At 68.9% G+C, this 18,596-nt stretch carries 14 protein-coding genes and 1 tRNA gene; 7 read left to right on the forward strand and 8 right to left on the reverse strand.

From position 1 onward, the window contains the following. Positions 1 to 188: 188 nt before the first annotated feature. Genes tilS through AC1VXD_RS18220 form a run of 3 tightly spaced genes read left to right on the forward strand, consistent with a single transcriptional unit; the run spans position 189 to position 2,640 of the window. A complete protein-coding gene (gene tilS, locus AC1VXD_RS18210; RefSeq protein ID WP_482993226.1) occupies positions 189 to 1,475 on the forward strand; it encodes a tRNA lysidine(34) synthetase TilS in 1,287 nt (428 codons plus the stop codon). A gap of 36 nt (positions 1,476 to 1,511) precedes the next feature. After that, on the forward strand, positions 1,512 to 1,772 hold the full coding sequence (locus AC1VXD_RS18215; protein ID WP_482993227.1) for an exodeoxyribonuclease VII small subunit: 261 nt from the start codon (positions 1,512 to 1,514) through the stop codon (positions 1,770 to 1,772). Then, positions 1,762 to 2,640, forward strand: coding sequence for a polyprenyl synthetase family protein (locus tag AC1VXD_RS18220; RefSeq protein WP_482993228.1), 879 nt, complete (start codon positions 1,762 to 1,764; stop codon positions 2,638 to 2,640). The genes AC1VXD_RS18215 and AC1VXD_RS18220 overlap by 11 nt, the downstream gene beginning before the upstream one ends. A 124-nt stretch (positions 2,641 to 2,764) precedes the next feature. Here AC1VXD_RS18220 and AC1VXD_RS18225 read toward each other — a convergent pair whose 3' ends face one another. Next, positions 2,765 to 3,127, reverse strand: coding sequence for a DUF4870 domain-containing protein (locus AC1VXD_RS18225; protein ID WP_482993229.1), 363 nt, complete (start codon positions 3,125 to 3,127; stop codon positions 2,765 to 2,767). Between the two features lie 87 nt (positions 3,128 to 3,214). Continuing rightward, positions 3,215 to 4,582: a metalloprotease PmbA gene (pmbA, locus tag AC1VXD_RS18230; RefSeq protein ID WP_482993230.1), complete on the reverse strand. Its 1,368-nt coding sequence runs from the start codon at positions 4,580 to 4,582 to the stop codon at positions 3,215 to 3,217. A 67-nt stretch (positions 4,583 to 4,649) separates the two neighbouring features. Between pmbA and yjgA the strand changes: the two genes are divergently transcribed. Continuing rightward, positions 4,650 to 5,237, forward strand: a complete 588-nt coding sequence (yjgA, locus tag AC1VXD_RS18235; RefSeq protein WP_482993231.1) for a ribosome biogenesis factor YjgA — start codon at positions 4,650 to 4,652, stop codon at positions 5,235 to 5,237. Between the two features lie 41 nt (positions 5,238 to 5,278). On the opposite strand, the gene tldD is transcribed toward yjgA, so the two are convergent. The 4 genes from tldD to AC1VXD_RS18255 form a co-directional block, all read right to left on the reverse strand. After that, on the reverse strand, positions 5,279 to 6,724 hold the full coding sequence (gene tldD / locus AC1VXD_RS18240; protein ID WP_200753320.1) for a metalloprotease TldD: 1,446 nt from the start codon (positions 6,722 to 6,724) through the stop codon (positions 5,279 to 5,281). 64 nt (positions 6,725 to 6,788) lie between these two features. Continuing rightward, positions 6,789 to 10,673 (reverse strand): YhdP family protein, encoded by a 3,885-nt coding sequence (locus AC1VXD_RS18245; RefSeq protein ID WP_482993232.1) that lies wholly within the window; start codon positions 10,671 to 10,673, stop codon positions 6,789 to 6,791. A 30-nt stretch (positions 10,674 to 10,703) separates the two neighbouring features. Continuing rightward, the gene (rng, locus tag AC1VXD_RS18250; protein WP_116864711.1) at positions 10,704 to 12,191 is read right to left on the reverse strand and encodes a ribonuclease G; all 1,488 of its coding nucleotides are present in this window, start codon (positions 12,189 to 12,191) and stop codon (positions 10,704 to 10,706) included. Next, positions 12,184 to 12,792, reverse strand: coding sequence for a Maf family nucleotide pyrophosphatase (locus tag AC1VXD_RS18255; protein WP_482993233.1), 609 nt, complete (start codon positions 12,790 to 12,792; stop codon positions 12,184 to 12,186). The genes rng and AC1VXD_RS18255 overlap by 8 nt, the downstream gene beginning before the upstream one ends. A 130-nt stretch (positions 12,793 to 12,922) precedes the next feature. Between AC1VXD_RS18255 and AC1VXD_RS18260 the strand changes: the two genes are divergently transcribed. From AC1VXD_RS18260 to AC1VXD_RS18270, 3 genes are all read left to right on the forward strand, one after another. After that, complete coding sequence (locus AC1VXD_RS18260) at positions 12,923 to 13,660, forward strand: SIMPL domain-containing protein (RefSeq protein WP_482993234.1); 738 nt, start codon at positions 12,923 to 12,925, stop codon at positions 13,658 to 13,660. 320 nt (positions 13,661 to 13,980) lie between these two features. Beyond that, positions 13,981 to 14,640, forward strand: a complete 660-nt coding sequence (locus tag AC1VXD_RS18265) for an energy transducer TonB (protein ID WP_482993235.1) — start codon at positions 13,981 to 13,983, stop codon at positions 14,638 to 14,640. Between the two features lie 220 nt (positions 14,641 to 14,860). Then, a complete protein-coding gene (locus tag AC1VXD_RS18270; RefSeq protein ID WP_482993236.1) occupies positions 14,861 to 17,650 on the forward strand; it encodes a TonB-dependent receptor in 2,790 nt (929 codons plus the stop codon). Positions 17,651 to 17,876: 226 nt separating this feature from the next. Here AC1VXD_RS18270 and AC1VXD_RS18275 read toward each other — a convergent pair. Then, positions 17,877 to 17,953: transfer RNA gene (locus tag AC1VXD_RS18275), tRNA-Asn, on the reverse strand. Positions 17,954 to 17,975: 22 nt separating this feature from the next. Then, on the reverse strand, positions 17,976 to 18,446 hold the full coding sequence (gene rlmH / locus AC1VXD_RS18280; RefSeq protein WP_482993237.1) for a 23S rRNA (pseudouridine(1915)-N(3))-methyltransferase RlmH: 471 nt from the start codon (positions 18,444 to 18,446) through the stop codon (positions 17,976 to 17,978). Positions 18,447 to 18,596 lie beyond the last annotated feature (150 nt).

Below are 18,596 nucleotides of genomic sequence, written 5' to 3' on the forward strand. Positions count from 1 at the left end.
GGGGGGGGTCGGGTTGTGGGGGTGTGAGCGGCATGGATGCCGCGACCAAGCCCCCATGGACGGGTTTACGGCGTCCCCCTCAACCGGACCCACCCCACCAACCCACGGAATGCCAGCTGTTGACGTTGACGTTGCTTCGGCAGGTGCAGGGCGCAGCCCTGCCAGACACGCCCTTTATACTTCCCGCCGTGAGTACCTTTCCCACTCTGGTCGCGCTGGAAACCCCGCTGCTCGTCGCCTACAGCGGCGGCCTGGACTCGACCGTGCTGCTGCACTGGCTGCAACGCTGCACCCACGCCAGCGGTACACCGCTGCGCGCCGTGCACGTGCACCACGGCCTGCAGGCCAGCGCCGATGCCTGGGTGCAGCAATGCCAGCAGCAATGCGACGCCCTGGGCATCGAACTCGCCGTGCATCGCGTGCAGGTCGACACCGCTGCTGGCCTCGGCGTGGAAGCAGCGGCACGCCAGGCGCGGCGCGCGGCCTTCGCCGCTGAACTGCATGACGGCGAAACGCTGGCACTGGCCCAGCACCAGGATGACCAGGCCGAAACGTTTTTACTGCGTGCACTGCGCAGTTCCGGCATCGATGGACTGGCGTCGATGGCCGTCGACAGCACCCTGCACGACCACCGCCTGTGGCGCCCGCTGCTGCACACCGCACGCGACGCGCTGCGCGACTATGCGCTGGTGCATGCCCTGCACTGGATCGAAGACCCCAGCAACGCGCGCGACGACGCCGACCGCAATTTCCTGCGCCTGCACGTGATGCCACTGCTGCGCCAGCGCTGGCCGCACGCGGCCGCGACACTGGCCGGCAGCGCCGACCATTGCGCGCAGACCCGGGCGTTGCTGGACGAGGAAGATGCCGAACTGATCGCCCATCTCGAAGTGGCGCCGCGCGTGCTGTCGCTGGAACTGCTGCGCCAGGTGTCGCCCGCGCGCGGTGCGCGCGTGCTGCGTGCGTGGGTGCGCGCGCATGGCGCCGCACCGCTGCCGGCCACGGTGCTGCGGCAACTGCAGCAGGAACTGCTGGAAGCCTCCAGCGATCGCCAGGCGCAGGTGCGCTGGCAGGATCACGCCATCCAGCAATGGCGTGGCCACGCCTACCTGCTGCCGGCACACCTGCCCGCCCTGCCCACGGACTGGCAGGTCGCATGGGATGGCCGTGGGCTGCTGGCATTGCCCGATGGCGGGCAACTGTGCCTGCTCGGCGGCGCAGCCTTCGACCGGCCCCTGCAGGTGCGTGCGCGGCAGGGAGGCGAACGCATCCTGTTGCCCGGCCGTACCCATTCACACGCGTTGAAGGACTGCCTGCAGCGCGAGCACCTGGCGCCCTGGCGGCGCGCGCAGCTGCCGCTGCTGTTCGACGGCGGGCAACTGCTGGCCGCGGCCGACGTGGTCGTTTCCGCGTCGTTGCAGGCGTGGCTGCAGGATCACGATGCGCAGTTGCAGTGGCGACCAGGCGGCTGGTGAATTGACCCCCGCGCGGCAGCCGTCCACACTTGTCGCATGGCCAAGAAGTCCCCCGAAAACGCCTCCCCCGTTGCCCAGTTCGAGCAGTCGCTCGAAGCGCTGGAACAGCTGGTGGAGCAGATGGAAACCGGCGAGCTGAGCCTGGAAGCTTCGCTCAGTGCTTACGAACGTGGCGTCGGTCTGTACCGCCAGTGCCAACAGGCGCTGGAACAGGCCGAACTGCGCGTGCGCCTGCTCAGCGATCCGGCCCAGCCCGAAGCCGCAGAACCCTTCGACCCGCCCAGCCATGACGGCTGAAGGGCAGTTCGCCCGCTGGCGCGACCGTATCGAAAGCCAGCTCGACGCCACCCTGCCCTCGCCGGCCGATGCGCCGCAACGCCTGCACCAGGCGATGCGCTATTCGGTGCTGGGCGGTGGCAAGCGCATGCGCCCGCTGCTGGTGTATGCCAGCGGCCAGCTGTTCGGCGCACCGCTGGACCAGCTCGATGCCGCCGCCATGGCGGTGGAGATGATCCACGCCTATTCGCTGGTGCATGACGACCTGCCGGCGATGGACGACGACGCCCTGCGCCGAGGCAAGCCCACTACCCATATCGCCTTCGACGAGGCCACCGCGATCCTCGCCGGCGATGCCCTGCAGACCCGTGCGTTCGGACTGCTGGCCGATGCGCCGCTGCCGGCCACCCTGCGCGTGGCCTGCCTGCAGACCCTGGCCCACGCCTCCGGTGCGTCCGGCATGTGCGGTGGCCAGGCGCTGGATATCGATGCCACCGGCCAGCAGCAGTCGCTGGCCGCACTCACCCGCATGCACGCGCTGAAGACCGGTGCGCTGATCCGCGCCGCGGTGCGCATGGGCGCGCTGTGCGGCCACGCCCCCGAGGCACGGCTGGCCCAGCTGGATGACTTCGCCGACGCGCTCGGCCTGGCCTTCCAGGTGCGCGATGACATCCTCGATGTCGAAGCCAGTTCCGAGCAGCTGGGCAAGACCGCCGGCAAGGACCAGGCGCAGGACAAGAGCACCTTCCCGGCCCTGCTGGGCATGGAGGGTGCCAAGGCGCATCTGCGTGAACTGGCGGCGCGCATGCAGTCGGTGCTGGCCAGCCATGGCGAAGAAGCCGACGCACTGCGTGCGCTGGCGACGCTGGCAGTGGAACGCGATCACTGAGCGCAATCGCTGACGCAACCGCGCGGCGCGCTCGCCGGGCATGGCCCGGCGCTACCGAACGCGCCCCAAATGGAAACGCCCGGCATTGCCGGGCGCTTCTTTCTGCGTCGTTGATCGTTGCCGCTTATTTGATCAGGCGCAGGGTGAACGGATAACGGTAGGTTTCGCCGTTGTTGGATTTCACTGCCGCGATGATGCACAGGACCAGATTGGCCACGTAGACGATCGGCATCAGGATGGCACCGATGATGACGAAGCTGAGGACCACGCAGACCAGCACCGCGATGGCTACGGTGATCTGGAAGTTCAGCGCTTCCTTGGACTGGTCGGTGACGAAGCCCTTGCCGGCGTCATCCTTGTTGATGAGCCAGATGATCAGGGCACCGATGAAACCGGTGAAGATGCCCAGCAGGTGCGCTGCCAGCGCCATGGTGCGCTGGTCGCTCGGCACGCTCGAGGCGGCCGGCACGTTTTCGAAATCGCTCACGACAAAACTCCTTGTTTTTGGGTGGTCTTGACCGACCGGCGGCAGGCCGGTCGCGTCAGGCGCGCATAGCTTACGCCATCAATGGCATCAATCATTACCGGCGATGGTCATCCGCCCGACCAGGATCGAGCCGGTGCGGATGTGTGAGCGCGGGTCGACGTCGCTGCCGACCGCTTCGATGGCGGCAAACATCTCCCGCAGGTTGCCGGCGATGGTGATGCCGTCGACCGGGTACTGGATCTCGCCGTTCTCGACCTTGAAGCCCCCGGCGCCCCGCGAATAATCGCCGGTCACCCCGTTCACGCCCTGCCCCATCAGCTCGGTCACCAGCAGGCCCTGGCCCATCTGCCGGGCGATGTCCTGCAGCGAAGCGGCGTTGGCCGCCAGCTGCAGGTTGTGCACGCCGCCGGCATTGGCGGTGGTCTGCAGGCCCAGCTTGCGCGCCGAATAGCTGCCCAGCACGTAGCGCTGCAGAACGCCGTCGCGGACCAGGGCCGAGGCCCGGGTGGCCACGCCGTCGCCGTCGAAGGCCGCCGAGCGCAGGCCGCGGCGCAGGTGCGGCAGCTCCTCGATCTGCATCCAGTCCGGGAACAGCTGCTCTCCGACGCTGTCCAGCAGGAAGCTGGCCTGGCGGTACAGGGCACCGCCGGACACCGCCGACAGCAGGTGGCCGACCAGGCTGCGCGCCACTTCCGGGGCGAACAGCACCGGCATGCTGCCGGTCGGCAACGAACGCGGCTGCAGGCGGGAGACGGTGCGCTCGGCGGCGCGGCGACCCACGTGGTCGGCCGCCTCGAGGTCCTCGCGGGCCAGGCCGCCGGTGTACCAGCCGTCGCGCTGCATGCCGTCGCCGCTGCCGGCGATCAGGGCGCAGCCGACCGAATGGTGGGTGCCGCGCTCGCGGCCGATGAAGCCGTGCGAATTGGCGTAGACCGAGACGCTCTGCATGCTCGACACCGAGGCGCCGTCGGAATTGCTGATCCGCGGGTCGGCCTCGCGGCCGGCCGCTTCGCAGGCCAGGGCAAGGTCCACCGCCTCGTCGGCCTGCAGCGCCCAGGGGTGCCAGCTGTCCAGGTCGGGGAAGTCGCGGGCCATCAGCGCCGCGTCGGCCAGGCCGGCGGCCGGGTCGTCCTCGGTGTGGCGGGCGATCGCGCAGGCCTGCTCGACGGTGGCCGCCAGGCTCGCCTCGTTCAGGTCGGCGGTGCTGGCGCTGCCCTTGCGCTGGCCGAAATAGACGGTCACGGCGATGCCGCGGTCGCGGGTGGACTGCACGGTCTCGACCTCGCCGAGACGGACGTTCACTTCCATCCCGCGGTCTTCGCTGCAGCTCACTTCGGCCTGGCTGGCGCCCAGCGCGCGGGCGCGCTCCAGCAGCTGCTGGGAAAGGTCGGCCAGGCGTTCCAGACGGGCCGGACTGTCGTCGCCGACGGCCACTTCAGGGGCGATCACGTTCAATGCTTTATCCTGTGCGGGTTGGGCCCGGCATCACGCCGGGCGACTTTTTTGAAATCAGGTATGGACGATGCGCGGACGCGACGAAGAAACCGGTGAATTCCACGACAAGAGCCGCAGCCAGAACCGGCGCGACGCGCTCGATGTCCTGGCCTTGGGCGAGAAGCTGGTGTCGCTGACCCCGGCCCAGCTGGCGCGCCTGCCGGTGCCGGAAGACCTGCTGCCGCATATCGCCGAGTGCAAGCGGATCACCGCCCACATCGCCCACAAGCGCCAGCTGGCGTTCCTGGCCAAGCACATGCGCCGCGAGGAAGACACCACGCTGGACGCGATCCGCGACGCGCTGGACGCCAACAGCGAAACCGGCCGCCGCGAAGTGGCGATGATGCACCGCGCCGAGGATTGGCGCGAGCGCCTGCTGGCCGACGGCGACAAAGCGCTGGGCGCCCTGCTCGACGAGTACCCGCAGGCCGACCGCCAGCAGCTGCGTACGCTGGTGCGCAACGCCCAGGCCGAAAAGGCCAAGAACAAGCCGCCGCGCGCCTACCGCGAGATCTTCCAGGTGCTGCGGACGCTGATGCTGCCGGCGGCGCTGGGCCTGAAGGCCTCGGCCGATGAGGCCGACGACGTCGAGACCGACGAAGCCGATGAGGACTGAGTCCCCGCCGGCCCGGGCGGTGGCGCTGGCCATCGCCCGGCTCAGGCCTGGGTACCGCCGACGGTGATGCCTTCGATCAGCAGCGAGGGCTGGCCCACGCCCACCGGCACGCTCTGGCCATCCTTGCCGCAGATGCCGACACCCTCGTCCAGGGCCAGGTCGTTGCCGACCATGCGCACCTTCTGCATGGTTTCCGGGCCGTTGCCGATCAGGGTCGCGCCCTTCACCGGCGCGGTGATCCGGCCATCCTCGATCAGGTAGGCCTCGGTGGCCGAGAACACGTACTTGCCGCTGGTGATGTCGACCTGGCCGCCACCGAAGTTGACCGCATACAGGCCCTTCTTCACCGAGCGGATCATTTCCTGCGGATCGTGCTCGCCGGCGCGCATGTAGGTGTTGGTCATGCGCGGCATGGTCAGGTGCGCGAACGACTCGCGACGCCCGTTGCCGGTCGGCGCCACGCCCATCAGGCGGGCATTGAGGCTGTCCTGCATGTAGCCGACCAGGATGCCGTCCTCGATCAGCGTAGTGCACTGGCTCGGGTGGCCCTCGTCATCGATGTTGAGCGAACCGCGGCGCCCGTCCAGGGTGCCGTCGTCGACGATGGTCACGCCCGGGGCGGCCACGCGTTCGCCGATGCGGCCGGCGTAGACGCTGGTGCCCTTTCGGTTGAAGTCGCCTTCCAGGCCATGGCCAACGGCTTCATGCAGCAGCACGCCGGGCCAGCCCGGGCCGAGCACCACCGGCATCACGCCGGCCGGAGCCGGTACGGCTTCGAGGTTCACCAGCGCTTGGCGCAGGGCCTCGCGGGCGAAGGCTTCGGGACGGCCATCGGCGAACAGTTCGGCATAGCCATAGCGGCCACCGCCGCCGGCATAGCCCGATTCACGACGGCCGTTCTGCTCGACGATCACCTGCACGTTCAGCCGCACCAGCGGGCGCACGTCGGCGCCCAGCACGCCGTCGGTACGGGCCACCAGCACGGTGTCCACGCCCCCGGACAGGCTCACCATCACCTGCTTCACGCGCGGGTCGGCGGCACGCAGGTAACCGTCCAGGCGCTTGAGGACCTCGACCTTGGCCTCGTTGCCCAGGCTGTCGATCGGGTCCAGGGTCGGGTACAGCGCGCGCGCGTTGCCGCGCAGCAGCGAACGCCCGGCCTGGGCGCCGCCTTCGCGCGAGATCGCGCGGGCCGACTGCGCGGCGGTCAGCAGCGCGTCGGCATGGATGTCATCGGAATAGGCGAAGCCGGTCTTCTCGCCGGCGATGGCGCGCACGCCCACGCCCTGCTCGATGGAGTGGGCGCCGTCCTTGACGATGCCGTCCTCCACGCTCCAGCTTTCGCGCCGGGCGTGCTGGAAATACAGGTCGCCGAAGTCCACGCCGGGGCCGAGCAGCTGGCCGAAGGTGCGCTCCAGGCCGGCGGTATCCAGGCCACCGGGGCGCAGCAGGCGGTCCTGGGCAAGCGTCAGTGCGTTATCAGTCATTGTCTCGATCTGGGGGTCTGGAGGCGGCCAGGCAAGGCCGCCGGATGAACAGGGGCCGCGACGCTCAACGCGGGCGCGGCGGGTCGGTGACGGTCGGCGGCACGGACGGGGCCGGTGCAGGCGCGCGGGGCGGCGCCGGGGTCCGGTCACGGCTGCGCTCGATCACCTCCACCTTCGGCTCCTTCCAGGGGCCGGTCACCCGGTAGGTCCGGGCGCCGATCTCTCCGAGTGGCTTTGACAATACCGCATTGGTGGCCGCACCCAGCGCCGCGCCCACCGGCCCGCCGGCCACCGCGCCGACCACGGTCAGCAGGTTGCCTGCACGGGGATTGACGTCGATGGTCTGGTCGAACTGCTGCTGGCGCAGGTCGGTCTGGCCACGGATGGTGATGTTGGCCGCCGGGCCTTCGATCAGCACCTTGTCGGTGCGCGCCATGCCATCGCCGAACTGCATGCCGCCTTCGATATGGTTGAAGGCGAAGCCCTTGGAGAAGAAATCGCGGAAATCGAACATCAGGCGACGCGGCAGCTGGGCCACGCTGAGCAGGCCGAGCACGCGGCCCGCGCCGGGGTCCAGTTCCAGCAGCTGGCCGTTGCGCGCATCGATGTCGAGCGTGCCCTGCAGGTTGCCCAGCTGGAAATCCGACGGCCCGCCCGCCCAGGCCGCCTGCAGCTGCGCCTGGCCGGAGCCGCCGCGCAGCTGGCCAGCGTAGTCGAGGTTCTGCATCAGCCCGCCCAGATCTTCGCTGCGCACCTTGGCGGTCAGTTCGGTGCGCGCGCCGGCGCCCTTGCCCAGCCAGCGGCCGGTGATGTCGATCTCCTGCTCCGGGGCACGGAAGCGCAGCTCGTCCACGCTCAGGCCGTTGCCCAGCGGGCGCGTGCGCAGCACCGCCTGGCCCAGCATCACCTTGCCGAATTTCAGGTCGGCGATGTGCAGGGCGAACGGCGGCAGCTTGGCAGGGTCCAAGTCATCGGCACCGGTCTGCGGCCGCGTCGCGGCCACAGCGGTGTCGACGCCTGGTGCGGCCGGCGGTGACTGCCAGTGCACGCGGTCGAGCTGGCCGCTGATGGTGCCGCCATCGGCATTGGGCACGCTCAGGTGGCCGGCCAGCGAAGGGCCGTCCAGGCGCACGTCCAGCGCCTGCGCGCCCGGCCGCAGCTGCAGCCGCGTCTGTTCGAAGATGCCTCCGATCAGCATCAGCCTGCCGACCTGCACGTCCACCGCGCGCAGCGGCATGGGATCGCCATCGCCACCGGCGCCACGGGCAAGGCCGATCCATTCCAGCGCATCCAGGGTCGGGCTGCGGCCGTTGATGGCCAGCCCGCTGGGCGGCGGGTCGCGGTCAACGCGGTCGCTGCCCATCGTGACCTGCACGCCGGTCTGGCTATTGTGGGTGCGCGCGGCCAGGGCCAGGCGCTGGCCGAACGCCACGTCGATGCGGCCGTCGCCCATCGGCAGCTGTGCCGACACGGTGGTCGCCAGCGCATCGGCGGCCGGCTTGTCCAGCGGTGCCGGCAGGTCCAAGCGGGTCCCCACCAGGTCCGAATGCAGGCGCAGCTCGCTGGGCGGGGCCGGCGCACCGGGCGCCACCTTGGGCAGGTTGACGGCGACGGTCCAGGCCGAGGTGCCTTCCAGATAGGGCTTCAGCCAGGCCATTTCCGGCGCGCGGTCGATCAGCACCTTGGCATCCAGGCGTGCTGCCAGTTCCGATTCAAAGGCCAGCGCCGGGTTGCGCACATAGCCGCCGGCACGCAGGCTCAGGCGGCCGTCCTGGCCGAGGTGGCGCACGGCCAGCTCCTCGGCGGCAAAGCCACCGCTGCCGTAGTGGGCCTGGCCCTGCATGGCGTCGAATTCCAGATCGAAGCGCTTGTCCACCAGCTTCACACCGGCCAGGTCCACCCTGCCCTGCAGGTGCCCGCCGCCTTCATCGCGGTGCAGCGGCTGGAGCAGGTCGAAGTGCACGTTGGCCGGGCCGCTGGCAACCAGGTTGTCGAGCGTGTCGCCGTAGTCCTTGTGCAGGCCACTCTGCCGCAGCATCGCCAGCAGGCGCCCCGCCTCGCTCTGGCTGTCGGCACGCACGTACAGCGGCGCGTGGCCGAAATCTTCGATGCCGGCCTCGAACTTCTGCACCGCCACGCCGGCCAGATCACCGCGGCCCTGCATGTGGAAGCCCGGCCCGATGAAAGCGATATCGGCGTCGACCTGGCCCATCAGCGGCCAGTCGTGCTGGAAGCGGATATCACCGTTGCTGATGTGGCCGGTGGCCTCGAAGCGGCCATCGTTGTGGTCGAACGGCCAATCGTCCAGGTCTCCGCTGACCAGGCCGATCCCGCCGCGCACCTGGCCGCCCACCAAGGCCGCATCCAGCCAGTCGGTGGCGCCCTTGCTCATCCTGGAATGGATCCAGAACCGCTTGGCCGCGGTCATCGGCACGTCGTCCAGCTTGGCCGCCAGCTGCAGCCACGGGCGCGTGCCGTCGCCCTGCAACCAGACGCCGCCACGTACGTCGGCCGCATAGTTGGTGCCTTCCACGCGCATCGCCGGGGTGCCGATGCGCCAGCCGCCGGCTTCGTCACGCCAGCCGACGATCTGCCCGGCCAGGTGCAGGTCGTGGCGCTCGCCGAAACCGGTCGGCCAGTCGAACTGCAGCTCCTGCTGGGGCTTCAGCTGCAGGCTGAAGCCATCGGCATCGCCTTCGAAACGACCGCCCAGGCCACGCACGCCCGGGGCATCGCCAACGCTGGCAAAGCCCAGCGCCCGCAGTTCACCCTGCGCCCACAACGGGCCGTCGCGCTCGCCCTGCAGCTGCAGCGACTGCACATCCAGCTGCGGCTTGGACAGGTACAGCCAGCGGCGCAGGCCCGGTTCCAGGCGGTCGCTCAGCGCCAGCGCGCGCAGCGCAGTCCCGGCCTGCACCGGCCCGCTGCTGATCCGCAGCTGCCTGCCCACCTGCACCTGCAGGCCATCGAGCTGTTGTTCGTCCGGCCCGTTCTGCAGGCGCAGGCGTGGCACCTGCAGCGCCCAGCCATCGCCCTGGCGCTGCCAGCGCAGTCGCGCCTGCACGCGCTGCAGCTGCAGGCCCGGCGTGGTCGTGCTCTGTAGCGGCGCGCCCTGCAGAGGCGCGCCGTCGACGCGGACTTCGCGCAGGTCAGAATCGGTGGTCAGGGCCACCGGCGCGAAATCGCGCAGGACCAGCCACAGGTTGAGTTCGCCCTTGCCTTCGCGCAGGCGCAGGCCGCCGGCCGCCAGCAACGGCGACCAGGCTTTGAAGTCGACAGGATCCGCGCCCAGCCAAGCCTGGCCATTGCCGTGGCGGCGGTCCAGATCCAGCACCGCGGTCAGCGGCAGCGCGTCGGTCTGTGCCCAGGCGCGCACGCCCACCCGCAGGCGGTCGCCATCCACGCGCAGGCGCAGGTCGATGCGCGGCAGCGTGGCATCCACACCCAGGCCGGGCGCATGCACGCCGAGGCGGCCACCGATCACCTGCAGTTCGCCCAGCCGGCGCAGCGCATCCAGCGGATCACCGCCGCTGCTGGACTGCGGCAGGCCACGTACCGACCAGCGGCCGTCACTGCCCTGCTGCAGGTCCAGGGCCAGGCCGCGCAGGCGCAGCTCGGTCAGCGAACGGCCCGGCAGCAGGCCGCTGTACATCGACACCAGCACCTCGGCCTCGCCGATGGCCAGGCCCTGACCCGCGCCGATGCGCAGGCCCTTGAGCTGCAGCAGCGGGCCGCGCCGGGTCCAGGCGGTGTCCAGTTGTTCAAAACGCACCGGTTGCCCGGCACGCTCACTCAGCCACGCGGCGATCGCCTCGGGGTGGCGCTCGGCCAGCGGCAGCAGCTGGCTGAGCGTCCCCACCAGCAGCGCAAGCACGACCAGGCCGACCGCGCAGGCAGCAACGAAATGACGGCGGATCCTTCGCAGTCGCAGGCGCGGCGGCGCGCTCATCGGCCTCGACCGGCGCCCGGTCCGCGCGGCTCAGAGCAGAACGACATCGAACTGCTCCTGCAGGTACTGCTCATCGGCCTGGAAGCGGATGCTCTTGCCGAGGAATTCCTCCAGCTCGGCCACCGCCGCCGATTCCTCGTCGGTGATGCGCGCCACCACCTTGGTCGACGCGATCACCAGCAGGCGCGCCGCCTCGAACTGGCGTACGGCGCGGGTGATCTCGCGGAAGATCTCGTAGGTCACCGTCTCGGTGGTCTTGATCGAGCCGCGCCCGCTGCACTGCGGGCAGGTTTCCGACAGCTGCCGCTCCAGGCTTTCCACCGTGCGCTTGCGGGTCATCTCGACCAGGCCCAGCGGCGAGAAGTCGTACACCGTGGTCTTGGCGTGGTCGCGGGCCAGGGCCTTCTCCAGCGTGCGCAGCACCTGGCGGCGGTGCTCGGGATCATCCATGTCGATGAAATCGATGATGATGATGCCGCCCAGGTTGCGCAGCCGCAGCTGCCTGGCCACCGCCTGCGCGGCCTCCAGGTTGGTGCGGAACACGGTTTCTTCCAGGTTGCGCTGGCCGACGAACGAACCGGTGTTCACGTCGATGGTGGTCATCGCCTCGGTCTGGTCGATGACCAGGTAGCCACCGGACTTCAGCGGCACCTGCTTGTCCAGCGCGCGACCGATCTCGTCCTCGACGCCGAACATGTCGAAGATCGGCCGGTCGCCCGAATACAGTTCCAGCTTCTCGGCCAGAACAGGCATGTACTTGGCCACGAAGGCCTGGAGCTGGGCGAAGGTCTCCTTCGAGTCGACCTTAACTTTGTCCACGTCCTTGCGGATCAGGTCGCGCACCGAACGCAGCGGCAGGCTCAGGTCTTCATAGATGTTGCTGCACGAGGGCGCCTCGCGGCCGCGGCGCTCGACCACGTTCCAGACGCGCGACAGGTAGGCCACGTCTTCAGCGATGGCTTCGGCCGGCTGGCCTTCGGCATTGGTGCGCACGATGTAGCCGTAGCCGCCGTGCTGGGCCGACAGTTCGGTCACCAGTGCCTTCAGCCGTGCGCGCTCGCCTTCATCCTCGATGCGCGCCGACACGCCCACCACCTTGGACTGCGGCAGCAGCACCATGTAGCGCGAGGGAATGCTGATCTGCGTGGTCAGGCGCGCGCCCTTGGTGCCGATCGGGTCCTTCACCACCTGCACCACGATGTCCTGGCCGTCGCGCAGCAGCTCGACGATGGGCACGCTGGACGGCGGCGGCAGGGTGGTGTTCTCGGTATCGGCGCTGGCCACCGGGGCCGGCCGGATCACGTCGTTGGCATGCAGGAACGCCGCGCGCTCCAGGCCGACCTCGACGAAGGCCGCCTGCATGCCGGGCATCACCCGCTGCACCTTGCCCTTGTAGATGTTGCCGACCACGCCGCGGCGCCAGCCGCGTTCGATGTGCAGCTCCTGCAGCATGCCGTTTTCGATCACCGCGACACGGGTCTCGCGCGGGGTCACATTGACCAGGATTTCCTCAGACATCGGCAGCCTCCCTGGCGGCATCGGCAATGGGGGCCGGCACGCCGCAGCGCGCCAGCAGACGATCGGTGTGAAGCAGCGGCAACCCCATCACGCCGGAGTAGCTGCCGGAAAGGTGTTCGATCCAGCGCTCGGCCCCGCCCTGGATGGCGTAGGCGCCGGCCTTGTCCAGCGGCTCGCCGGTGGCCACGTAGGCGGCGATGTCGGCCGCGCTGACCGGGGCGAAGGTGACCTCGGACACGACCAGCTCGCTGTCCAGCCCGCCAGCGCCCACCACCACCACGGCGGTCATCACCTGGTGGGTGCGCCCGGCCAGCCGCGCCAGCATCGCCCGCGCGTCGGCCGCATCGGCCGGCTTGCCGAATACTTCGCCGTCCAGCACGACCTCGGTGTCCGAGCCCAGCACCCGCGCCTGAGGGTCGGTGGCCAGCACCGCGGCCAGGCCGGCGCGCGCCTTGTCGGCCGCGACGCGGCATACATAGGCTTCGGCACTTTCGGCAGCCGCACGCACCTCGGGCACCTCCAGGTCGAGGGCCTGGAAGGGGCGTCCGAGTCGGGCCAGCAGCTGGTTGCGTCGGGGGGAGCGGGAAGCAAGATAGAGCATCAGCACAGCATAACCTGAGGGCACTGCCTGAATCGTCGGCAACCCCGCCCGATGCGCGTCCAACCCCGAACGGACTCACAGCGCGTTCATCGCTGCGACACCAACCTCACCGCCACACCAAGGCGATCCCATGCGCCGCACCGCCACCCCGCTGCTGCTTGCCCTGTCCCTCGCTATTGGAGCCTCGATGACCGCCCACGCCGCCCCGTCGTCGCCGTCGATCGCCGCCCCGGCCGAAGGCACCCTGCTGAACATCTCGGCCAACGCCGAGGCCACCCGCGTGCCGGACGTGGCCACCCTGTCGGCCGGTGTCGTCACCCAGGCCGCAGACGGCAACAGCGCCATGCGCGAGAACGCCCAGCAGATGGACAAGGTGCTGGCCGCGATCAAGGCTGCCGGCATTGCCGAACGCGACGTACAGACCAGCGGCGTCAGCCTCAACCCGCAGTACCGCTACGCCGACAACGAGGCGCCGAAGATCACCGGCTACCAGGCCAGCAACACGGTCAGCCTGAAGGTGCGCGACATCGCCAGGCTGGGCAAGGTGCTCGACGCCCTGGCCGCGCAGGGCGCCAACCAGATCAACGGCCCGCAGTTCGAGATCGACCAGCCCGAGCCGGTCTATGACGAAGCCCGCCTGGCCGCGCTGAAGAAGGCCCAGGCCCGCGCCCAGACCTATGCGAAATCGCTGGGCCTGCAGGTGCGCCGCATCGTCAGCATTTCCGAGAACAGCAACGGCGGCTTCCGCCCGATGCCGATGATGCGGGCCATGGCCGCCGGTGCGGCAATGGACAAGGCCACCCCGGTGGCGCCGGGTGAATCGACCGTGTCGGTGAACCTGGACGTGGTGTTCGAACTGGGGCGGTAACCGGTAGCGCGGGGCCCGGCCCCGCGAGCGCATCGCAAGAACACACGCGGCGCCCTTCGGGGCGCCGTTTTCATTGGCGGGCCGTCTACCACGTGCCGCCCAGGCAGCGCGGGGCCGTGCTCCGCGAGCGCAGCGGCGCGGCCTCTCCCGCCGGGCATGGCCCGGCGCTACCCGTTCATGAAGCCCAGCCCAACGACGTCGCCCCTGCCTCTAGGCAGTGGCCGGGGGGCGGCGCTAATGATTGACTGCCAGCCGCGTGCGGCAACCCCGATGGCGGCCCTGGTGCGTTGAGGACTTCGTCACTGGCATGGAGGTGGACCATGGTTCGTACGTATCCCGTTGTACCGCTGCAGTTCGATCCCGCCCGCGTCGCCGCCTGGAGCGCGGCCATCGCCCTGCACCTGCTGGCCTTCCTGTTGCTGCTGATCCCGGCAACCTACCAGGCCATCACCGCCCTGCCCCGCGACACCACCGAGGTCAGGCTTATTCCCAAGGAGCAGCCGAAGCCGCCGGAACCGCCGCCGGTGGAGCCGCAACCGGTGCAGGCCGAGGTCAGGCCCACGCCCCACGCCGCGCCGACCGTAGTCCCGCCGCTGCCGGCCCCGACCGCGTCGCTGGAAGAGGCCCAGGGCATCATCCTGCCCGCAGCCGAACCGGCCCCCGTGCAGGCGGCACCGAGCCTGGCGCCATCCACGCCGATGGCCGGGGTGCAGCTGCAGTACCGCAGCGCCCCGCCGCCGGCCTATCCGGTCCCGGCGCTGCGCAACCATGAGCAGGGGACCGTGCTGCTGCGGGTCGAGGTGGATACCAGCGGCAAGCCGGTGAACGTCAGCATCGAGCGCAGCAGCGGCTCGCGCAGCCTGGACCAGGCCGCCCGCCAGCAGGTGCTGCGCCAGTGGCGGTTCGTGCCGGCCGAGCGTGACGGCGTGGCCGTGCCGGCCATCGGCATGGTGCCGGTGCAGTTCTCGCTGCCCGACTGAGGCCCGCGGGCGGCCCGGCGCGATGCCGGGTCGCCCTTTTTCCGAGTTCGGCCCCCGTCAAGAGCCGTTCGCGCCAAAACATTTCGCTTCTGTCGAAAGATCGTTACGAATTCAGTAAAACTTCACAGCTCCGTCACCTGCCAGAAACCTAGATTGATACGTCCCGGTACATACCGGATGACGCCCTCAATGCTCGAGTTTTCCAGTCAGGAGAGAAGCTGTGAAACACCCGATCCAACGGCCCGCCAGCCGCCGCCAAAACCACCTGGCAACTTCCATCACCCATATCCTCGCTGGCGGCACCCTGCTGCTGGCCGGCGCCGCGGCCTCCTCCTCTGCCTTCGCACAGGAACAGGCCACCAACCTTGACCGCATCACGGTCACCGGTTCCAACATCCCGCGCACCAACACCGAGACGCCGTCTCCGGTGCAGGTGGTGACCCGCCAGGAAATCGATCGCACCGGCAAGACCACGGTTGCCGAGTACCTGCAGACGCTGACCGCCGATGGCGCCGGCTCCATTCCCAAGACCTTCGGCAATGGTTTCGCCGGTGGCGGCGCGGGCATTTCGCTGCGCGGCCTCGGTGCCGGTTCGACCCTGGTGCTGTTGAACGGCCGCCGCATGGCGACCTACGGCCTGGCCGATGATGGCCAGAAGGTGTTCACCGATCTGAGCACCATCCCGCTCGACGCCGTCGAGCGCGTGGAAGTGCTGAAGGACGGCGCGTCGGCCATCTACGGTTCCGATGCGATCGCCGGCGTGGTCAACATCATTCTGCGCAGTGACTTCCAGGGCGCGATCCTGCGCGGTTCGTACGGCGTGTCCGGCGACGGCGATGGTGATGCCAAGAAGGCCACCCTGACCGCCGGTACCGGCGACCTCGCCAGCGACGGCTGGAACGCGTTCTTCAGCCTGGACGTCGGCAAGACCGACCGCATCCAGATCAGCGACCGCAAGAACCGCAAGTGGATCGGCACCGGCGATATCCGTCGCTGGGGCTACGACGCCGCTGACGCGCAGTTCCTCGGTGGCGCCTTCCTGTCCGGCGGCACTGCCGGCGGCACCGGCCCGAACGGTTCGGTGTTCAACAACGCCGGCCAGCTGGTTGCGCTGCCGGGTTGCGCGGGCGTGACCACGATTCCGGGCCAGACCGATGCCACCGCCCAGGCACAGGGCTGCCTGTGGGATCCGGCACAGCTGTACCGTGACCTGACCCCGGAAGAGAAGTACGTCAACGTGTTCGGCCGTGCCAGCTTCGCCTTCGGTGAAGGCGGCGAGGTCTACACCGAGATCGGCTACTCGAAGAAGGAAACCATCTTCAGCAACACGCCGTCCGGCGTGTCCGGCGGCTGGGGTTACCCCGGCGGCCCGGTCAACGCCAACAGCGGCGCCGGTGCGACCATGCTCTACGCCGGCCATCCGGACAATCCGCTGCCCTACGCTGCGCGCCTGCGCTACAGCGCCTGGGACGTGGGCCCGCGCGTGACCAACAACACCAACGAGTTCAACCGCTTCCTGGTGGGCGTCAAGGGCAACTGGGGTGAGTGGAGCTACGACACCGCCTACCTGCACTCGGGCACCGACCTGGTCAACAAGCGCACCGGCTTCCTGAACTATGACGCCGTGCGCTGCGTGCTGGGCAATCCGGCCTGTCCGTACGGCACCTGGCGCATCGGTGACAACGCCTCGCTGACCCCGCAGTCGGTCTACGACGCGATCAGCCCGACCATCAGCGCCCGCGCCAAGTCCAGCCTGGACATGTTCGACTTCACCATCTCGCGCAGCCTGATGGACCTGAAGGGCGGCCCGCTGGGCCTGGCCTTCGGTACCGAGTGGCGCAAGACCAGCAACAGCCTGACCCCGCAGACCTTCACCGACGTCGGCCAGATCATCGGCCTGGGCTACTCGGCCTATGACGGCACCCAGAACGTGTACGCCGGCTACGCCGAACTGTCCGCACCGGTGCTGGAATCGTTGGAACTGTCGGGCGCCGTGCGTTATGACAAGTACGAGAGCGGTGAAGGCAAGGCCACGCCGAAGCTGGGCGTGAAGTGGACCCCGGCCGACTGGATCGCCCTGCGCGCCAGCTACGCCGAAGGCTTCCGCGCGCCGAACCCGGCCGAGAACGGTGACGGTGGCCTGGCCGCCTTCTCCAACGCCCGCGATCCGGTGCGCTGCGCCATCGATCCGGCCAACGAGTGCACCGCGCGCTCGGTGGCGATCATCACCCGCCCGAACAAGGACCTGAAGCCGGAAGAGTCCAAGAGCTACTCGGTGGGTATCGTGCTGCAGCCGACCTCCACCACCTCGCTGACCGTTGACGCCTGGGAAATCAAGCGTACCAACGAAATCGCACAGGGCAGCACCGCCGATGCGATCGCCGCCGGCAACGTCCTGCGCGATTCCAACAACATCGGTGGCGTGGCCAACAGCGGCACGATCCTGGCAGTCAACACCGCGTACGTGAACGCCAACTCCTCGCGTGTCCGCGGTATCGACACCGACGTGCGCCAGACCTTCGACTTCGGCGCCGGCCAGCTGGAAATGGACCTGCAGTGGAGCCACATCCTGAAGTTTGAACGTACCGAGGGTGACACCACCGTCGATTACGTCGGCACCCACGGCAACTGCGACGTGACCAACTGCATCGGTACGCCGCAGGACAAGATCAACTTCGGCACTACCTGGAAGCAGGGTCCGTGGAGCGTCAGTGGTGTGGTGAACTACATCGACAGCATGGAGAACAAGGACCGCCGCGGTGGCGACTACCTGGCCTTCTATGAAGACGGTTCGCCGGTGGAGAAGATCTCCTCCTTCACCACCTTCGACCTGTCCGGCCGCTGGAACATCACCGAAGCCTTCGAACTGAACGCCTCGGTGCAGAACGTGTTCGACCGCATCGCTCCGCTCGACCCCAGCACCTACGGTGCGGTCAACTACAACCCGCTGCACTTCAGCGGTGCAATTGGCCGCTACTTCACCGTGGGCGCCAAGTACACCTTCAAGTAATCGAAGGCGCGTCATCTGCAAAGGCCCGGGCATCTGCCCGGGCCTTTGCTTTTGCGGTGCCTCTAGCGTCGAGCCATGCTCGACTGCGTCGCTTTGTAGAGTCGAGCCATGCTCGACTGACGCGACGATGCAGAAGCAGCCGAACGTGGGTTCGGCTCTACAGGAATTTCAGCGCCTGACAGTGGACGCAAAAAAACCCGCATCTCACGATGCGGGTTTTCAAAGGTGGCGCCCGAAGTTGGACTCGAACCAACGACCCCCTGATTAACAGTCAAGTGCTCTAACCGGCTGAGCTATTCGGGCAGACGACTAGTATAACCACTCTTCACGCGCGATGGTAGGGGTGATTCGCAATCATTGCGGCGGCCCGATACAGCTGCTCGGCGACCACCAGCCGCACCAGCATGTGCGGCAGGGTCAGCGGTCCGATCGACCACTTCTCATCGGCCAGCGCGGACACTTCCGGCGAGTGCCCTTCCGGGCCACCGATCAGGAACGCCAGGTCCCTGCCCTGCCCGCGCCAATGCTCCAGGCGGTGCGCGAGCTGTTCCGAACTGAGCTGGCGGCCCGGCACGTCCAGCGCCACCACGTAGGCATTCTTCGGCAGCGCAGCGATCACACGCTTGCCTTCGTCCTCGGTGGCGCGACGCGCATCGCGGCCCTTGCCACGCAGGCCCGGCTCGATTTCCACCAGTTCGAACGGCAGCCAGTGCGACAGCCGCTTCTGGTATTCGGCGAAACCCTGCGCGACCCAGCTGGGTGCGCGTTCACCGGTGGCGATCAGGCGGGCTTTCATCTACGCAGTCTCCAAAACGTCGACGGCGCCATAGGGGCCGGCGAAGGGGTACAGCAACGCCCTGGGTCAGGCCACTTAGTAGTAGTCGGGGGGCGGCGGGTGGGAGCGGGCGGGGCACAGGCGCTCCGGCCGGGAGAACAAAACCAAGCC

Source organism: Stenotrophomonas sp. STEN054 (assembly GCF_056854535.1).